Origin of the sequence: Pseudomonas sp. IT-P260, assembly GCF_949768395.1 — a bacterium.
In the GTDB taxonomy this organism is placed as follows: domain Bacteria; phylum Pseudomonadota; class Gammaproteobacteria; order Pseudomonadales; family Pseudomonadaceae; genus Aquipseudomonas; species Aquipseudomonas parakoreensis.
Genome location: NZ_CATKPO010000044.1, coordinates 83,244 through 99,821, shown reverse-complemented (window position 1 = coordinate 99,821; position 16,578 = coordinate 83,244). Strand labels below are relative to the sequence as shown.

General features: G+C 61.7%; 16 protein-coding genes. 10 read left to right on the top strand and 6 right to left on the bottom strand.

The genetic code is table 11. The annotated features are described in order from the left end of the window. Positions 1–191: 191 nt before the first annotated feature. Entirely contained in the window at positions 192–1,565 is a 1,374-nt protein-coding gene (gene ppnN, locus ACM6HV_RS26440) for a nucleotide 5'-monophosphate nucleosidase PpnN (RefSeq protein ID WP_041062856.1), read from the top strand. Between the two features lie 187 nt (positions 1,566–1,752). Here ppnN and ACM6HV_RS26435 read toward each other — a convergent pair whose 3' ends face one another. Further along, positions 1,753–3,147: an FAD/NAD(P)-binding protein gene (locus ACM6HV_RS26435; RefSeq protein WP_414905676.1), complete on the bottom strand. Its 1,395-nt coding sequence runs from the start codon at positions 3,145–3,147 to the stop codon at positions 1,753–1,755. Continuing rightward, complete coding sequence (locus ACM6HV_RS26430; RefSeq protein WP_047598262.1) at positions 3,148–3,711, bottom strand: helix-turn-helix domain-containing protein; 564 nt, start codon at positions 3,709–3,711, stop codon at positions 3,148–3,150. It abuts the gene before it with no gap. 85 nt (positions 3,712–3,796) lie between these two features. Here ACM6HV_RS26430 and ACM6HV_RS26425 point away from each other — a divergent pair, with 85 nt between their 5' ends. From ACM6HV_RS26425 to ACM6HV_RS26395, 7 genes are all read left to right on the top strand, one after another. Next, on the top strand, positions 3,797–4,735 hold the full coding sequence (locus ACM6HV_RS26425) for a DMT family transporter (protein WP_414905675.1): 939 nt from the start codon (positions 3,797–3,799) through the stop codon (positions 4,733–4,735). 216 nt (positions 4,736–4,951) lie between these two features. Then, positions 4,952–7,870 carry a monovalent cation/H+ antiporter subunit A gene (locus tag ACM6HV_RS26420; protein ID WP_047294961.1) on the top strand — a complete coding sequence of 973 codons (2,919 nt, stop codon included), beginning with the start codon at positions 4,952–4,954 and terminating at the stop codon, positions 7,868–7,870. Continuing rightward, a complete protein-coding gene (locus ACM6HV_RS26415) occupies positions 7,870–8,214 on the top strand; it encodes a Na+/H+ antiporter subunit C (RefSeq protein WP_003225953.1) in 345 nt (114 codons plus the stop codon). Before ACM6HV_RS26420 ends, ACM6HV_RS26415 begins: the two co-directional genes overlap by 1 nt. Continuing rightward, the gene (locus ACM6HV_RS26410; RefSeq protein WP_095666874.1) at positions 8,211–9,890 is read left to right on the top strand and encodes a monovalent cation/H+ antiporter subunit D; all 1,680 of its coding nucleotides are present in this window, start codon (positions 8,211–8,213) and stop codon (positions 9,888–9,890) included. Before ACM6HV_RS26415 ends, ACM6HV_RS26410 begins: the two co-directional genes overlap by 4 nt. Continuing rightward, positions 9,887–10,375 (top strand): Na+/H+ antiporter subunit E, encoded by a 489-nt coding sequence (locus tag ACM6HV_RS26405; protein ID WP_414905674.1) that lies wholly within the window; start codon positions 9,887–9,889, stop codon positions 10,373–10,375. The genes ACM6HV_RS26410 and ACM6HV_RS26405 overlap by 4 nt, the downstream gene beginning before the upstream one ends. After that, positions 10,372–10,650, top strand: coding sequence for a K+/H+ antiporter subunit F (locus ACM6HV_RS26400; protein WP_003225959.1), 279 nt, complete (start codon positions 10,372–10,374; stop codon positions 10,648–10,650). The genes ACM6HV_RS26405 and ACM6HV_RS26400 overlap by 4 nt, the downstream gene beginning before the upstream one ends. Beyond that, positions 10,647–11,009 carry a Na+/H+ antiporter subunit G gene (locus tag ACM6HV_RS26395; RefSeq protein ID WP_047294967.1) on the top strand — a complete coding sequence of 121 codons (363 nt, stop codon included), beginning with the start codon at positions 10,647–10,649 and terminating at the stop codon, positions 11,007–11,009. Before ACM6HV_RS26400 ends, ACM6HV_RS26395 begins: the two co-directional genes overlap by 4 nt. A 145-nt stretch (positions 11,010–11,154) precedes the next feature. Here ACM6HV_RS26395 and ACM6HV_RS26390 read toward each other — a convergent pair whose 3' ends face one another. Continuing rightward, positions 11,155–11,595, bottom strand: a complete 441-nt coding sequence (locus tag ACM6HV_RS26390) for a DUF3995 domain-containing protein (RefSeq protein WP_222015062.1) — start codon at positions 11,593–11,595, stop codon at positions 11,155–11,157. A 94-nt stretch (positions 11,596–11,689) separates the two neighbouring features. On the opposite strand from ACM6HV_RS26390, the gene ACM6HV_RS26385 reads away from it, so the two are divergent. Then, positions 11,690–12,079: a DUF2946 domain-containing protein gene (locus ACM6HV_RS26385; protein WP_145596836.1), complete on the top strand. Its 390-nt coding sequence runs from the start codon at positions 11,690–11,692 to the stop codon at positions 12,077–12,079. Positions 12,080–12,171: 92 nt separating this feature from the next. Further along, positions 12,172–14,304, top strand: coding sequence for a TonB-dependent receptor (locus ACM6HV_RS26380; protein WP_414905673.1), 2,133 nt, complete (start codon positions 12,172–12,174; stop codon positions 14,302–14,304). Between the two features lie 157 nt (positions 14,305–14,461). Here the strand turns inward: ACM6HV_RS26380 and ACM6HV_RS26375 are convergent, their stop codons facing one another. From ACM6HV_RS26375 to ACM6HV_RS26365, 3 genes are all read right to left on the bottom strand, one after another. Then, positions 14,462–15,478 carry an ABC transporter substrate-binding protein gene (locus tag ACM6HV_RS26375; RefSeq protein WP_414905672.1) on the bottom strand — a complete coding sequence of 339 codons (1,017 nt, stop codon included), beginning with the start codon at positions 15,476–15,478 and terminating at the stop codon, positions 14,462–14,464. A 128-nt stretch (positions 15,479–15,606) separates the two neighbouring features. After that, the gene (locus ACM6HV_RS26370) at positions 15,607–15,804 is read right to left on the bottom strand and encodes a hypothetical protein (protein ID WP_041063058.1); all 198 of its coding nucleotides are present in this window, start codon (positions 15,802–15,804) and stop codon (positions 15,607–15,609) included. Between the two features lie 8 nt (positions 15,805–15,812). Continuing rightward, on the bottom strand, positions 15,813–16,283 hold the full coding sequence (locus ACM6HV_RS26365; RefSeq protein ID WP_041062894.1) for a hypothetical protein: 471 nt from the start codon (positions 16,281–16,283) through the stop codon (positions 15,813–15,815). Positions 16,284–16,578 lie beyond the last annotated feature (295 nt).

The following is a 16,578-nucleotide window of genomic DNA, read 5'->3' as shown; positions in this document are numbered from 1 at the left end:
AACGGAAAAAACTCGTTGCGCATTATCGCCTCTGTGCACGATTTAGCTATGCTGGGGGCCCTTTTCATCTTTTCAGCGTCCAACGGGGACATGGCGGTACAGCGCAGATCGTGCCATCTTCATTCATGGATACACACTATTCGGATGCCATTTGCCTGCCATTGGAATGACATCGTTTTAAGGATCATTGCATGACCCAACGACACGTAATCAACGCCTCGGTCAGCCCGAAAGGCAGCCTGGAAACCCTTTCTCAACGTGAAGTGCAGCAACTGAGCGAAGCCGGATCCGGCAGCACCTACACCCTCTTCCGCCAGTGCGCCCTGGCCATCCTCAACACCGGCGCGCATGTCGACAACGCCAAGACCATCCTCGAAGCCTACAAGGACTTCGAAATCCGCATTCACCAGCAGGATCGCGGCGTGCGCCTCGAACTGCTGAACGCCCCGGCCGACGCGTTCGTCGACGGCGAAATGATTGCCAGCACCCGCGAGATGCTGTTCAGCGCCCTGCGTGACATCGTCTACACCGAAAACGAACTCGACAGCCAACGCATCGACCTCAGCACCTCGCAAGGCATCAGCGACTACGTGTTCCATCTGCTGCGCAACGCGCGCACCTTGCGCCCGGGCGTGGAGCCGAAAATCGTCGTGTGCTGGGGCGGTCACTCGATCAACACCGAAGAATACAAATACACCAAGAAAGTCGGCCACGAACTGGGCCTGCGCAGCCTCGACATCTGCACCGGTTGCGGCCCCGGCGTGATGAAAGGCCCGATGAAGGGCGCGACCATCGCCCATGCCAAGCAGCGTATCCACGGTGGGCGTTACCTTGGCCTGACCGAGCCGGGGATCATCGCCGCCGAAGCGCCGAACCCGATCGTCAATGAGCTGGTGATCCTGCCGGACATCGAAAAACGTCTGGAAGCGTTCGTGCGTGTCGGCCACGGCATCATCATCTTCCCGGGCGGCGCCGGCACCGCCGAAGAGTTCCTGTACCTGCTTGGTATCCTGATGCATCCGGACAATCAGGGCCTGCCGTTCCCGGTGATTCTGACCGGGCCGAAACATGCCGCGCCGTATCTGGAACAACTCGATGCCTTCGTCACCGCCACCCTGGGCGATGCGGCCAAGCAGCACTACGAGATCATCATCGACGACCCGGCCGAAGTCGCCCGGCAGATGACGGCTGGCCTCAAAGCGGTGAAGCAGTTCCGCCGCGAGCGCAACGACGCGTTCCACTTCAACTGGCTGCTGAAGATCGACGAAAGCTTCCAGCGTCCATTCGATCCGACCCACGAGAACATGGCCAACCTCAAGCTGCACCGCGACCAGCCGCCCCACGAACTGGCCGCCAACCTGCGCCGCGCGTTCTCCGGGATCGTCGCCGGCAACGTCAAGGACAAGGGCATCCGCTTGATCGAGGAACACGGGCCGTACCAGATCCGTGGTGACGCAGCGATCATGCAACCGCTCGATGCGCTGCTCAAAGCCTTCGTCGCCCAGCACCGGATGAAACTGCCGGGCGGCGCGGCGTATGTGCCGTGCTATCGCGTGGTGGCGTAACTCTTCCGGCCCCAATGTGGGAGCGGGCCTGCCCGCGAAAGCGGTGTGTCAGGCAACATTGATGTTGACTGACACGGCTTCTTCGCGAGCAAGCTCGCTCCCACAGGATCTGTTGCGTGGCGCACAGGTTATTTACAAGCAAAGTCACCTGTGGGAGCGAGCTTGCTCGCGAAAGATCAGCATCACGTTATCCCGCCAATCGCGCCGCCAATGCCTTGGCCTGCAACGCCACATCCGTCACTGCCGTACTCTCCCACCACATCCCGCGTAATGGTGGGCCCATGGCAAATATTCGGCTGCCAGCCTGCCCTTCAGCGTTCAGCACCGCACCGTCCACCGCCGCTGCAATCCCCAACGCCAACGACCCCGGACGCACCAGCCCACGCGCCAGCAACTGCTGCGGCAACGGTCGCGCCACGCGCCGCCAGTCATACTCGATGCCACTGGAATTGATCAGCGCTGCGCCGTGTACCACGCGAGTCTCAGACTCACCGCGTGGCCGAATGCGAATGCTGACACCCTGCTGCGTACTCGGCTCAAGCCCCTTGAACGACGCTGCCTGAATCCGCAACCGTCCTTCGTTGTGCAAGCGCTCAACCAATGCTGCACTCAGCGGCGGCGACCGGTGATGATGACTCTCCCACCATGGCCGCACATGGCGTACGAATTGTCTTCGCTGCACGTCAGTCGCCTGACTCCACAGCCGGCCGATATTCGCTCGCACGGTGTCCAGCGGCGCCTGCCAGTCGATGCCTTGGGCAATGGCGTCACGGCAATGCCTGCGCAGTTCGTGCAGCAACTGTCGCGGCGTGCGAATGCCCGGATCTTGCGCAAGGAAATCCACCCACGCCGGCGGTTGCCGACGCACATGGGGCAACAGTCCATGGCGGGAAAACACGTCGATCGGCCCGCGATGCCCGGCCTGCTCCAGCGAAACCACGGCATCGACCATGGTCAGCCCGGAGCCAATGATCAGCACGGTTGACTGCGGATCGAGCTGGCGCATGGCCGCGACGTCCCACGGATCAAGCGCAGCAGCATTCAGGCCGCTGGAATCCTTCTGCGGTGTGCGCGCGGCGGGGAACATGCCCGTGGCGAGCACGGCACAGGCGCCATTCAGGTGCTGCCCATCGTTCAGGGTCAGTTGCACCGAATCAGCATCGGTTTGCAGATCGACGACTTCGGCGCGAACGTGCTCGACGGTCGAACCATGCTGCGCACCAACGACGCGCGCCTCGGCCAGACGCTGCTGCACATACACGCCAAACAGCCCGCGTGGAGGGAACAGCTCACTGATCGGCACATTCTGCTCGGCGGACTCCGGCCAGCCGCCGGCGGCAATGTGCGCAGTCAGCCATTGAGTCAGGTCATCGGGGTTATCGGGGTCGACACTCATGCGCGCCGCATTGCCGTTGAGCGTGTGGCCCAGTTCGACGGCGCTGTAAGCTTCACCGCGACCGAGTTCGGCGCGCGGTTCGATGATCAGGATCCGCCGCTGGCCGGGCAGTCGCAGCAATTGCACGGCCAGCATCGTGCCGCTGAGGCCACCGCCGATGATCAGGATGTCTGCGCGCTGATTCATTCAAATCACCACATTGCGCACAAAGCGCACCGCCACCGGCCCGTCATTGCGATAGCCGTGCGGCTGGTTGCTGGCAAACATGAAAAACTCGCCAGTCGCAATGGTATTGGTCACTTCACCCACCGTTAACGTCAGGCAACCTTCGAACACATAGATCTGTTCACTCCAGCCATCGGCGTCGGGTTGCGACGGGTAGACCTCGCCCGGTTGCAGGCACCATTCCCACTGTTCGACTTCACGGGTGGCGGTGGCCTTGGACAGCAGCACCGCTTTGCTCCCCGGAATGACGCCGGCCCACGCCACTTCGTTGATGCGACTGGTATCGCGCGCGTCGGGGGCCTGGATCAGGTCGCTGAAGGCTACATCGAGCGCTTCGGCGACGCGGTCGAGGGTGGTCAGGCTGACATTCTTTTCCCCGGCCTCGATCGCCACCAGCATGCGCCGACTGACCCCGGACTTTTCGGCGAGCGCGGTCTGGCTCATGTCAGCGGCGTGGCGCAGGCGCCGAACATTGTGGCTGACGTGTTGCAGGACGGACGCCCGTTGGCTGGAATCTTTGTGCACTATATTGCTCACTCGGTGGGGTTGGGCAGTATACTGCGCAACGTTGGGCGCATTGTGCGTCCTGCCTTTTATAGTGCGCAAGGTCATGACGTCAGTGAACAGCTCCCCCACACCTCTTCGCTTCTCCCGCTTCAGCAAGGCCGAGTGCGTGCTGGTGCTGATCACCATGGTCTGGGGCGGTACGTTCCTGCTGGTGCAACACGCCATGACCGTCAGCGGGCCGATGTTCTTCGTCGGCCTGCGCTTTGCCGCTGCGGCCGCCATTGTCGCGCTGTTTTCCTGGCGCCACTTGCGCAACCTGACCCTGTTCGAACTCAAGGCCGGGACCTTCATCGGCGTGGCGATCATGCTCGGTTACGGCCTGCAAACCGTTGGCCTGCAAACGATCCCGAGCAGCCAGTCGGCATTCATCACCGCGTTGTACGTGCCCTTCGTGCCGTTGCTGCAATGGCTGGTGCTGGGCCGTCGGCCGGGGCTGATGCCGAGCATTGGCATCATGCTGGCGTTTACCGGGTTGATGCTGTTGTCCGGGCCGTCCGGGGCTGCGCTGAATTTCAGCCCCGGCGAAATCGCCACGCTGATCAGCGCCATCGCGATTGCCGCCGAGATCATTCTGATCAGCACCTATGCCGGCCAGGTCGATGTACGCCGGGTGACCGTGGTGCAACTGGCAGCGACCTCGGTGCTGTCATTCCTGCTGGTAGTGCCGACCGGTGAGGCACTTCCGGATTTTTCCTGGACGCTGCTGGTGACCGCACTGGGACTCGGCGCGGCGAGTGCGGCGATTCAGGTGGCGATGAACTGGGCGCAGAAATGCGTTTCGCCGACCCGGGCAACGTTGATCTATGCCGGTGAGCCGGTGTGGGCCGGGATCGTCGGGCGGATCGCCGGGGAGCGCTTGCCGGCGATTGCCTTGGTGGGTGCAGGGTTGATTGTCGCGGCGGTGATTGTCAGTGAGTTGAAGACCAAGGGTAAGGTTGACGTCGAAGTTGATGGTGCCCTGGAGAATGACAGCGGCAATTGAGCGCGAAGATCAAAAGATCGCAGCCTGCGGCAGCTCCTACAGGGACATGCATTCCAATGTAGGAGCTGCCGCAGGATGCGATCTTTTTTTCGACCTTGAAACACAGCCAAAGCCCATTTTTCAGACTACTTTGTAGGATTCTGAGACATCCTGGCGTTTGGTAATCAGGGAGCTGGCACGTATGATGCTTCACAAACTTCCGCAGATTAGAAGCCTATGTCCCTGATAGTTCTACTGCTTCTGCCATTCATTGGCAGCTGTCTGGCAGCGGTGCTGCCACACAATGCGCGTAATACCGAATCCCTGTTGGCAGGTCTGGTCGCTCTGATCGGCACCGTGCAGGTCGCGCTGTTGTACCCGCAAATCGCCCACGGCGGCGTGATCCGTGAAGAATTCATGTGGCTGCCCAGCCTCGGTTTGAACTTCGTCCTGCGTATGGATGGTTTCGCCTGGCTGTTCTCGCTGCTGGTGCTGGGCATCGGCGCCCTCGTCTCTTTATATGCGCGTTATTACATGTCGCCGGACGACCCGGTGCCGCGCTTCTTCGCCTTCTTCCTGGCGTTCATGGGCGCCATGCTCGGCCTGGTGATTTCCGGCAACCTGATCCAGATCGTGTTCTTCTGGGAGCTGACCAGCCTCTTCTCGTTCCTGCTGATCGGCTACTGGCACCACCGTTCCGATGCCCGGCGTGGCGCCTATATGGCGCTGATGGTCACCGGCGCCGGGGGACTATGCCTGCTGGCGGGGGTCATGATCCTCGGCCATGTCGTCGGCAGCTATGACCTGGACAAGGTCCTGGCCGCCGGCGATCAGATTCGCGCACATGCCCTCTACCCCATCCTGCTTCCCCTCATCCTTATCGGCGCCCTCAGCAAAAGCGCCCAGTTCCCTTTCCATTTCTGGCTGCCGCACGCCATGGCGGCGCCCACCCCGGTTTCGGCTTATCTGCACTCGGCGACCATGGTCAAGGCCGGGGTGTTCCTGCTCGCACGCCTGTGGCCGTCGCTGTCCGGCAGTGAAGAATGGTTCTACATCGTCAGCGGCGCCGGTGCTTGTACGCTGTTGCTCGGCGCGTATTGCGCGATGTTCCAGAACGACCTCAAGGGTCTGCTGGCCTATTCGACCATCAGCCATCTGGGCCTGATCACCTTGCTGCTGGGCCTGAACAGCCCGCTGGCGGCAGTCGCGGCGGTGTTCCACATTCTCAACCACGCGACCTTCAAGGCGTCGCTGTTCATGGCCGCCGGGATCATCGACCACGAGAGCGGCACCCGAGACATTCGCAAACTCAGCGGCCTGATCAAACTGATTCCGTTCACCGCGACCCTGGCGATGGTTGCCAGCGCGTCGATGGCCGGCGTACCGCTGCTCAACGGCTTCCTGTCGAAAGAAATGTTCTTCGCCGAAACCGTGTTCATCAATGCCACCGCGTGGGTCGAAGCGGCCCTGCCGATTGTCGCAACCATCGCCGGCACCTTCAGCGTCGCCTACTCGCTGCGCTTCACCGTCGACGTGTTCTTCGGCCCGACGGCCACCGACCTGCCGCACACCCCGCACGAACCGCCGCGCTGGATGCGTGCGCCGGTCGAGCTGCTGGTGTTCACCTGCCTGATCGTCGGGATTTTCCCGGCGCAAGTGGTCGGTCCGCTGCTCGCGGCCGCCGCACTGCCGGTAGTGGGTGGAACGCTGCCCGAGTACAGCCTGGCCATCTGGCACGGTCTGAATGCGCCGATGATCATGAGCCTGATCGCCATGTCCGGTGGCATCGTGGTTTATCTGTTGCTGCGCAATCAGCTCAAGCGTGGCCGCTTCAAATACCCGCCGCTGGTAGGTCGCTTCAACGGCAAGCGGCTGTTCGAGCGCAGTCTGGTGCTGATGATGCGCATGGCCCGCCGGGTAGAACGTCGACTCGGCACCCGCCGCCTGCAGATGCAACTGTTCCTGATGGTATTGGCGGCGGTGCTCGCCGGCCTGATCCCGATGCTGCACAGCCAGCTGAGCTGGGGCGACCGGCCGAAGATTCCGGGCTCCATCGTGTTCGTCACCCTGTGGCTGCTGGCGATTGCCTGCGCCCTCGGCGCCGCATGGCAAGCCAAGTATCACCGTCTCGCCGCCCTGACCATGGTCAGCGTCTGCGGCCTGATGACTTGCGTGACCTTCGTCTGGTTCTCGGCGCCGGATCTGGCCCTGACGCAACTGGCGGTGGAAGTGGTGACCACGGTGCTGATCCTGCTCGGCCTGCGCTGGTTGCCGCGACGCATCGAAGAAGTCTCGCCACTGCCGTCGAGCCTGCGCAAGGCCCGGGTGCGGCGCCTGCGCGACTTGCTGTTGTCGATTGCGGTCGGCGCCGGCATGGCGCTGCTGTCCTACGCGATGCTGACGCGGCAGACCCCCAACGACATTTCCTCGTTCTACCTCAGCCGGGCCATGCCCGAAGGCGGTGGCAGCAACGTGGTCAATGTGATGCTGGTGGACTTCCGCGGCTTCGACACCCTCGGTGAAATCACCGTGCTGGTAGCCGTGGCGCTGACCGTGTTCGCCCTGCTCCGGCGCTTCCGCCCGCCGAAAGAAAGCCTGCAACTGCCGGCCCAGCAACGCCTGCTCGCGCCGGACGTGGTCACCGATCTGGTCAACCCGCGCAGCGCCAGCGATACCGCGCTCGGCTTCATGATGGTGCCGGCGGTGCTGGTGCGCCTGCTGCTGCCGATTGCGCTGGTGGTGTCGTGCTATCTGTTCATGCGCGGCCACAACCAACCGGGCGGCGGTTTCGTTGCCGGGCTGGTGATGTCGGTGGCGTTCATCCTGCAATACATGGTCGCCGGGACGCAGTGGGTCGAGGCGCAAATGAGCCTGCGACCATTGCGCTGGATGGGCACCGGGCTGCTGTTCGCAACCGCCACCGGTCTCGGGGCGATGGCGGTCGGTTATCCGTTCCTGACCACCCACACCTGGCATTTCGCCTTGCCGCTGCTGGGCGACATCCATATTGCCAGCGCGCTGTTCTTTGACATCGGCGTGTACGCCGTGGTCGTGGGCTCGACGCTGCTGATCCTCACCGCTCTCGCCCACCAATCGGTGCGTGGTCACAAAACCGCGTCGCTGCCCAAGTCCGTCGCCAGCAAAGGAGCCGTCTGATGGAAGAAGTCATCGCAATCGCCATCGGCGTCCTCGCCGCGTCCGGCGTGTGGCTGGTGCTACGGCCACGGACGTTCCAGGTGGTCATGGGCCTGTGCCTGTTGTCCTACGCGGTCAACCTGTTCATCTTCAGCATGGGCAGCCTGTTCATCGGTAAAGAGCCGGTGATCAAGGACGGTGTGACCCAGGACCTGCTGCACTACACCGATCCGCTGCCACAGGCACTGGTGCTGACCGCAATCGTCATCAGCTTTGCCATGACCGCGCTGTTCCTGGTGGTGTTGCTGGCATCGCGGGGCCTGACCGGCACCGACCACGTCGACGGCCGGGAGCCCAAGGAATGATGGCGATGACTCACCTGATCGCCGCACCGATCCTGCTGCCGCTGCTGACCGCCGCCGTGATGTTGATGCTGGGCGAGAAACACCGGCCGCTGAAGGCGAAAATCAACCTGTTCTCCAGCCTCGTCGGCCTGTTCATTTCGGTGATGCTGCTGCAATGGACGCAAACCACCGGCGTGCCCGGCTCCATTGGCGTGTACCTGCCGGGCAACTGGCAGGCGCCGTTCGGCATCGTGCTGGTGGTCGATCGCCTGTCGGCATTGATGCTGGTACTGACCGGGATCATCGGCGTCAGCGCCCTGCTGTTCGCCATGGCGCGCTGGGATGGCGCGGGCTCGAGCTTCCACGCGTTGTTCCAGATTCAGCTGATGGGCCTGTACGGCGCGTTCCTCACCGCCGACCTGTTCAACCTGTTCGTGTTCTTCGAAGTGCTGCTCGCGGCCTCTTATGGCCTGTTGCTGCACGGCTCGGGGCGGGCGCGGGTATCGTCGGGCCTGCATTACATCTCGATCAACCTGCTGGCCTCGTCGCTGTTTCTGATCGGCGCGGCGCTGATCTACGGTGTCACCGGCACCCTGAACATGGCCGATCTGGCGCTGAAGATCCCGCTGGTGCCGGAAGCCGACCGTGGCTTGCTGCATGCTGGCGCGGGGATTCTTGCGGTGGCGTTTCTGGCCAAGGCCGGCATGTGGCCGCTGAACTTCTGGCTGGTGCCGGCCTACTCCTCGGCCAGCGCACCGGTCGCGGCGATGTTCGCGATCATGACCAAGGTCGGCGTTTATACCTTGCTGCGCCTGTGGACGCTGCTGTTCTCCGGCCAGGCCGGGGCATCGGCGTTTTTCGGTGGTGACTGGCTGATCTACGGCGGCATGGCGACCATCGCCTGCGCCGCGCTGGCGATTCTGGCTGCGCAACGCCTGGAGCGCATGGCCAGCCTGAGCATTCTGGTGTCGGCGGGGATTCTGCTGTCGGCGGTGGGTTTCGCCCAGCCGAACCTGATCGGCGCGGCGCTGTTCTATCTGGTCAGCTCGACGTTGGCCCTGAGTGCGCTGTTCCTGCTGGCGGAGTTGATCGAGCGGTCGCGTTCGGCCAACGAAATCCCGCTGGAGGATGAAAGCGAACTGCTGCCGCGTCCGCAGGAATCCCTGCAACCGCCCAAGGGCATCAACCTCGACGACGAGCAGAAAGCCGTGGTCGGTCAGGTCATTCCGTGGACCATGGCGTTTCTCGGCCTGAGCTTCATTGCCTGCGCACTGCTGATCATCGGCATGCCGCCGCTGTCCGGGTTCATCGGCAAACTCAGTCTGATCGGTGCGCTGCTCAATCCACTGGGGCTGGGCGATGAAGCGCCGATTTCCAACGCGTCCTGGGCGTTGCTGGCGCTGCTGATCCTCTCCGGGCTGGCCTCTCTGATGGCGTTCGCGCGCATGGGCGTCCAGCGTTTCTGGACCCCTGAAGAACGTCCGTCACCGCTGCTGCGCAAACTCGAATGTGCGCCGGTTTTCCTGTTGCTGGGGCTGAGCATCGCCCTGACCTTCAAGGCCGAACCGCTGCTGCGCTATACCCAGGCCACCGCCGACGCGCTGAACAACCCGCAGCAATACGTGATGGCCGTGCTCGGCACCCGCGCCGTACCAAGTCCGGAAGCCAAAGCCGCGATGCTGGAGGTGCAGCCATGAAGCGCGTGTTCCCGGCTCCGCTGCTGTCACTGGCTTTATGGGTTTTGTGGCTGACACTCAATCTCTCCGTCAGCCCGGGCAACCTGCTGCTCGGCGCGATACTCGGGTTCGCCGCACCATTGATGATGCGCAAGCTGCGCCCGAAACAGGTGCGCATTCGCCGCCCGCTGACCGTTTTGCGCCTGTTCGTGATGGTCGGTCGTGACGTGATCCTCTCCAACCTGATCGTCGCCTGGGGCGTACTCAACGCGGGTCGCCGACCGCCACGCTCGCGTTTCGTCAAAGTGCCGCTGGACCTGCGCGACGCCAACGGTCTGGCCGCGCTGGCGATGATCTGCACCGTGGTGCCGGGCACCGTGTGGTCGGAGCTGGCGCTGGATCGCAGCATTCTGCTGCTGCACGTCTGGGATCTGGATGACGAGGCGCACTTCATCCACCACTTCAAGACTGCCTACGAGCAGCCGTTGATGGAGATTTTCGAATGAGCCCGTTGCTGTCGAACGCGATTCTGCTGACGCTGTTCCTGTTCTCGCTGGCGATGGTCCTGACCCTGATTCGCCTGTTCAAGGGGCCGTCGGCGCAGGATCGAGTCCTGGCACTGGATTATCTTTACATCGTCGCCATGCTGATGATGCTGACGCTGGGCATCCGTTATTCCAGTGACACTTATTTCGAGGCAGCGCTGCTGATCGCGCTGTTCGGCTTCGTCGGTTCGTTTGCCCTGGCGAAATTCCTGCTGCGTGGCGAGGTGATCGAATGACTGCGCAATTGTCGTTGTGGGTCGAGATTCCGGTGGCCATTCTACTGGTGCTCAGCGGGGTGTTTGCGCTGCTTGGCGCAGCCGGCTTGCTGCGCATGAAGGATTACTTCCAGCGCATGCATCCACCGGCGCTGGCCTCTACGCTGGGTGCATGGTGCGTGGCACTGGCGTCGATCATCTGCTTCTCGGCACTCAAGTCCGGGCCGGTGATGCATGCCTGGCTGATTCCGATCCTGCTGGCGATTACCGTGCCGGTGACCACGTTGCTGCTGGCGCGGGCGGCGTTGTTCCGCAAGCGCATGGCCGGGGATGATGTGCCGGCTGAGGTCAGCAGCCGCAGGACCGAGAGTGGTAGTTAATTCGGCGGGGTCTGGACAGGCCTCTTCGCGGGCAAGCCCGCTCCCACAGGTTTTTGGATGGAGTCCGTTACTTGTGAACACCCACAATCACTGTGGGAGCGGGCTTGCCCGCGAAGAGGCCGGTACTGCCAACACATGAACCGGGTCAGACCCAAGCCACCGCCAACAACCCCGCCCCCAGCAACAGACACAGCGGTGAATACACCCAGGTATCCAGCCGCGCAAATCGCGACCCCTTCACTTCCTTGAAAAATCCCACCAGATGCGAATCGCCGATCGCCCGAGCAAACATCAGTAACGCAATCGCACTGATCACCCACTGCAGCGCCTTGTGATGCACCGGCGGCATGCCCCAGCCGACCCGCATGCACACCAGCGCGGCGATCACCAATAACGCTGCCGCCACCAACAGCGTGATCCAGCCAGATGGTTTGAATGCCGGTCGCACCGTCGCCACCAATCCTCGCACCGGCACTTGCGGTACCGCCGCCACCGCCGCCCATTGCCCACCCAGCGCCCAATACACGTGTACCAGGGCGATTGCCGCAAATATCGTCACCAGCCATTGAGCCAACACAAAGGTCATGGTCGAGAATCCTTTCTGGGGATTTGAACAAAACATCCTAGTCGGCATTTTTTGAAGTGCACGACCGATCGGCGGTACGGTAAAGTGCCGCCCCATGAAATTCACCCGTTCCGATCGCTCACTGCTGGCCTGGATGCTTTATTGCTGCGTCCTGTTCAACGTGTTCGCCTGCAGCATCGGTCACGGGCAAATGGTCGGGATGCAGCTCAACGGCATCGGCGGCCAATTCTGTACGGTCGACCCGGCCACCCAAGCGCCGCTGACCAGCAATCCCAGCGAAGAACCATTGCCGACCCTGTCCAAGGCGTTCGGCTGTCCGCTGTGCTCGGTCGGCGGCGGCATGGGCCCGGCATTCAACTCCAGCCTGACCCTCGCGGTACTGCCCGAGCACCACAGCCCGCCGCTGGCGCCCATCGTCAGCGCCGACCTCCCTGCCCGCTTCACCTGGCCCTCGGCCAACCCTCGCGCCCCACCGCTCGCCTGAGTGTCTTTGCCTTTTTGATTTTTCAGCCCACTGCGCCAACGCGCGGCGTTCGCCTGTGCGCTGATTCCCAGACAAGCATTCAGGATTCAACGATGAAACATATTCCTCTGCTGGCCAGCCTGTGCGGCTGCCTGTCCCTTAACGCCTGGGCGCAATCCACCGTGGATCTGGCGCCGATCACCATCGACGGCGAATCCACCAGCGAACCGGGCCTGAGCCTCGACCAATCCAGCGGTATGGCTTCGCGCCTCGGCCTCAGCGTACGGGACACACCTGCGTCAGTGGCCGTCGCCAACCGCAACGACATCGAACGCCACGGCGCGCAGAACTTTCAGGACGCCGCCAACACCCTGCCCGGGGTCAATGCCAGCGCACCACCGGGCTTTGGCGGATTCGTCTCCTATCGCGGTTTCACCAGCAGCCAGATCACTCAGATGTTCAACGGCGTCACCGTCTCCGGCGGCCTCGCCCGACCGGTGGATTCATGGATCTATGATCGAGTCGAACTGGTGGGCGGACCGTCGTCGCTGATCAACGGCGCAGGCTCGGTCGGCGGCTCGTTGAACTACGTGACCAAACTGGCGACCCGCGAAGAACAAGCCGCTGAAGGTCGCGTCGGCTACGGCAGTTACGACACCACCGAAACCGCGTTCGGCCTCAACCACGCGTTGACCGACCCGAGCGCCGACGTGCAGCACTACGCGCGCCTCGATGTCAGTCACAACACCAGCAACGGCTACATCGACCGCCAGGAGCGCGATGCCTGGAGCGTGGCGTTCTCGTTGCTCAGCGACCTCACGCCGGATCTGTCGCACACCCTGGCCCTGGAATATCAAGACGAACACGAAGACAGCCCGTACTGGGGCACGCCGGTGCTCAACCCCAAGGCCGGCGAGTTGAAGATCGACAAACACAACCGCTTCAACAACTACAACGTCGAGGACGGACGCTACGAACAGCGCACGATCTGGGTGCGCTCGATCATCGATTACCGGATCAACGACAGCACCACCCTGCGCAACACGCTGTATCACCTCGACAGCCAGCGCGACTACCGCAACCTCGAAACCTATCAGTACAACGCCGACAACAGCGCGGTAAACCGTTCCACTGCCTATCAGGTGCGGCATCAGGGTGAGCAGAACGGCAACCAGTTCGAACTGCGCCACGACAACACGTTTTTCGGTCTCGACACGACGTGGTCCGGTGGTTTCGAGTACAAGGTCAACCAGACCACCAACTCGCCGCTGAATATCAAAGGCGCGAGCACGGTCGATCCGAACAACTACCGTCCGGGGCATTTCTACGACATTCCCGGCACCAACCCGGCGCTGATCAGCGACAAGACCAACGAAGTCACGACCAAAGCGCTATTCGCGGAAAACCGTCTGGCCCTGACCGAAAAACTGGCGCTGCTCACTGGCCTGCGCTACGAAGACATCGACCTCGACGTGACCAACCATCGCACGGTGACGGCCGCCAATCCCAAGCACCTCAAACGCAGTTGGGAGCCGGTCACCGGGCGCGTCGGCCTGACCTACCAGTTCATCCCGTCGGCCAACGTCTACGTGCAATACAGCACCGCCGCCGAACAACCGAACGGCACGCAGGACTTCGATGTTTCAACCGGTAAACAGTGGGAAATCGGCAGCAAGTTCGACTACCTGAATGGCCGAGGCGCGGCGACGGTTGCCGCCTACACCATCGAGCGCAAGGACTTCGCCGTGACTGACCCGCTGGACCCGACCAGCAGCATCCCGGTCGGTCAGCAAACCTCCAAAGGCATAGAAATCGCCAGCTCTCTGCGGATCACCGACAAGCTGTTGGCCGAAGGCAACTTCGCCTGGGTCGATGCGCAGTACGACGACTTCACCGAAAAGAATGCCGCCGGCGTGGTGGTTTCACGCAAGGGCAACACGCCAACCAACGTCCCGGACCGGGTCGGCAATCTGTGGCTGACTTATGATTTTTCGCCGCAATGGCAAGGTGGGGTCGATGCGCGGTATGTGGCGTCGGTGTATGCGGACACGGCGAACACCATGACCGTGCCGTCGTATACCCTGTTCGGCAGCTTCCTCAGCTACAAGGTCGACTCGCACACCACCGTTACCGGCCGGGTGCGTAACCTGACCAATGAGGTGTATGCCGAGTTTGCGCATGTGTCGCCGGCTTACTACCTGGGTACGCCGCGCACCTTCGAATTGGCGGTGCAGACTCGATTCTGAGTCGACACATAATCTGTGGCGAGGGAGCTTGCTCCCGCTGGGTTGCGAAGCAGCCCTGAAATCGGCTGACGCGGTTAATCATTAAAACCGCATTTCCCGAGATAGCGACTGCTCCGCAGCCGAGCGGGAGCAAGCTCCCTCGCCACAGATGCCCGGCTTATTTCAGTTCGGCCGCGACCTTGTCCGCCACATCCTTCGGCAGCCACGCCTGCCACACCTCCGGATGTGCTTTCATGAACGCTTCTGCCGCCTGGCGCGGCGCAGTGTGTTTCTCGCTCATCTCGGCCAACGCCTTGTTCAACGGCTCAATCGGGAAATCCACCTTGCTGAAGAAATCCGCGATCTGCGGATACTGCTTCTGAAATGGCGTAGACACCCCGATCGACAGTTTCGAGGCCAGGGAACGGGTCGGTTTCGGATTGGGGTTATCGGCATCGGTCAGGGTCTTCCACGCTTCGGCATCAAACGGTGGTTCTTCCAGTTGCACCAGTTTGAATTTGCCCAGCAACGGTGTCGGCGACCAGTAATAGAACAGCACCGGTTTGCCCCGGCGGATCGAAGAACTGATCTCGGCATCCAGCGCAGCACCCGACCCGCTGCGGAAGTTGGTGTAGTCATCCTGCAGGCCATAAGCGGTCAGCTTCTGCTTGTTCACCACTTCCGAGGTCCAGCCAATCGGGCTGTTGAGAAAACGGCCCTTGCTCGGGTTTTCCGGGTCCTTGAACACGTCCTTGTATTGCTTCAGGTCACTGACGCTGCGCAGATTTGGCGCCAGCGGCTTGATACCCTTGGCCGGGTCACCCTTGATCACGTACTCCGGCACCCACCAGCCTTCCGTAGCGCCCTTGACCGTATCACCGAGACTGGCGACCTTGCCCTCCGCCTCGGCCTTGACCCACACCGGGCTACGCCCGGCCCACTCCTCGCCAATGACCTGAATGTCATTGTTGGCCAGCGCCGTTTCCAGGGTGATGGTGGTGCCCGGCAGCGTATCCGTCGGCAAGCCGTAACCTTTCTCGACGATGATCCGCAGGACATCGGTGATCAGGCTGCCGCTTTCCCAATTCAGGTCGGCAAAATGGATGGGCGTTTGCGCCGCCGTCACCGGTTGTGCCGATGTCAGCACACCAAACGTGACCATGCTGGCGGCCAGTAGCCGTCGAAATCCTTTCATGCTTTTGCACCTCGTGCTGTTCACAGCAATAGCAGGATGGCCTGGCAGAAGACCGCAAGCCTCTGAATACTCAGTCAACTGACTGTAGCCGAGGTTCCTGCTTTTTCCGGGACCCTATCCCGACGAGGTTACGTTTCAGACTTTTCCTGCAAGCTTTGCAGCTCGCGTCTGACCATGCTGGCGTATTCCGCAGGCCGCAACGTGTAGATCTGCGCAGCCACCCAGTTCAGCCACGCGCCTTGCATTCCGGCCTTGGCGTTGAATAGCCGCAAAGCCTCTTCACGTGCTCGGTCGAGGTGCCGGGAATGGAAGTCAGCGCGACTCAAATCGCCAGTCACTCACTGGCCTTGAACGTGACCAGCTCGCCCTTGCGCCACTTCGCGGCTTTGCCGGTGACCGCTTTCAGGGTTTTGGTCAGGCCTTCCTGCAATTGCTGATGCGCGGCAAACACCGTCACCACGCTGTGGCCTTCCTTGAACAGGATCGCGTGGCCGTCTGCTGTATCGACAAAGGCGTAGTCGCCAAGGCCGTACACCGTCAGTTTGATTTCACGAAAGCGGATGTCCATCTTGCCGCCTTCACGGCTGGGCAGCACGGCCGCGCTGAAATGATCACCGACCTTGAGCTTGAGCCCCGGTTTGTCATCGACCACCAATGCACTTTCGGTGTCGATCTCGGCCACGTAAATACCTTCGGCGTTCTGTTCGGTGATGTAAACAAAACGCGATTGAAACAGCTTGACCAGCTTTGCACGCAAATCACCCAACACGAACAAAGCATGCATATCGAGATTACTGACTGCCAAAGAAACATCCCCACATCTGAAAAGTACCCTGCGCCAAAACGCGCACGGCAAAAAAAACGGCCAGGCCGATGCTGTTACCGAACGACTTCAACACACCTGAAACAAGCAGAACGCTCATTCATCAAGGGTTCGCAAGACTACTGGAAAGTCAGGCGAGAAACTTGCCTCGACGTTCGCCAAACCTTGAAGGAAAAATCTTCAATGAGGCGCAACGAAGAGGAACTACAAACTTTAGGGAAAAAACTGACGAAAAAAAGCCCTTTTCCGACATATCGCCGGTAAAAAATTGCTTTAG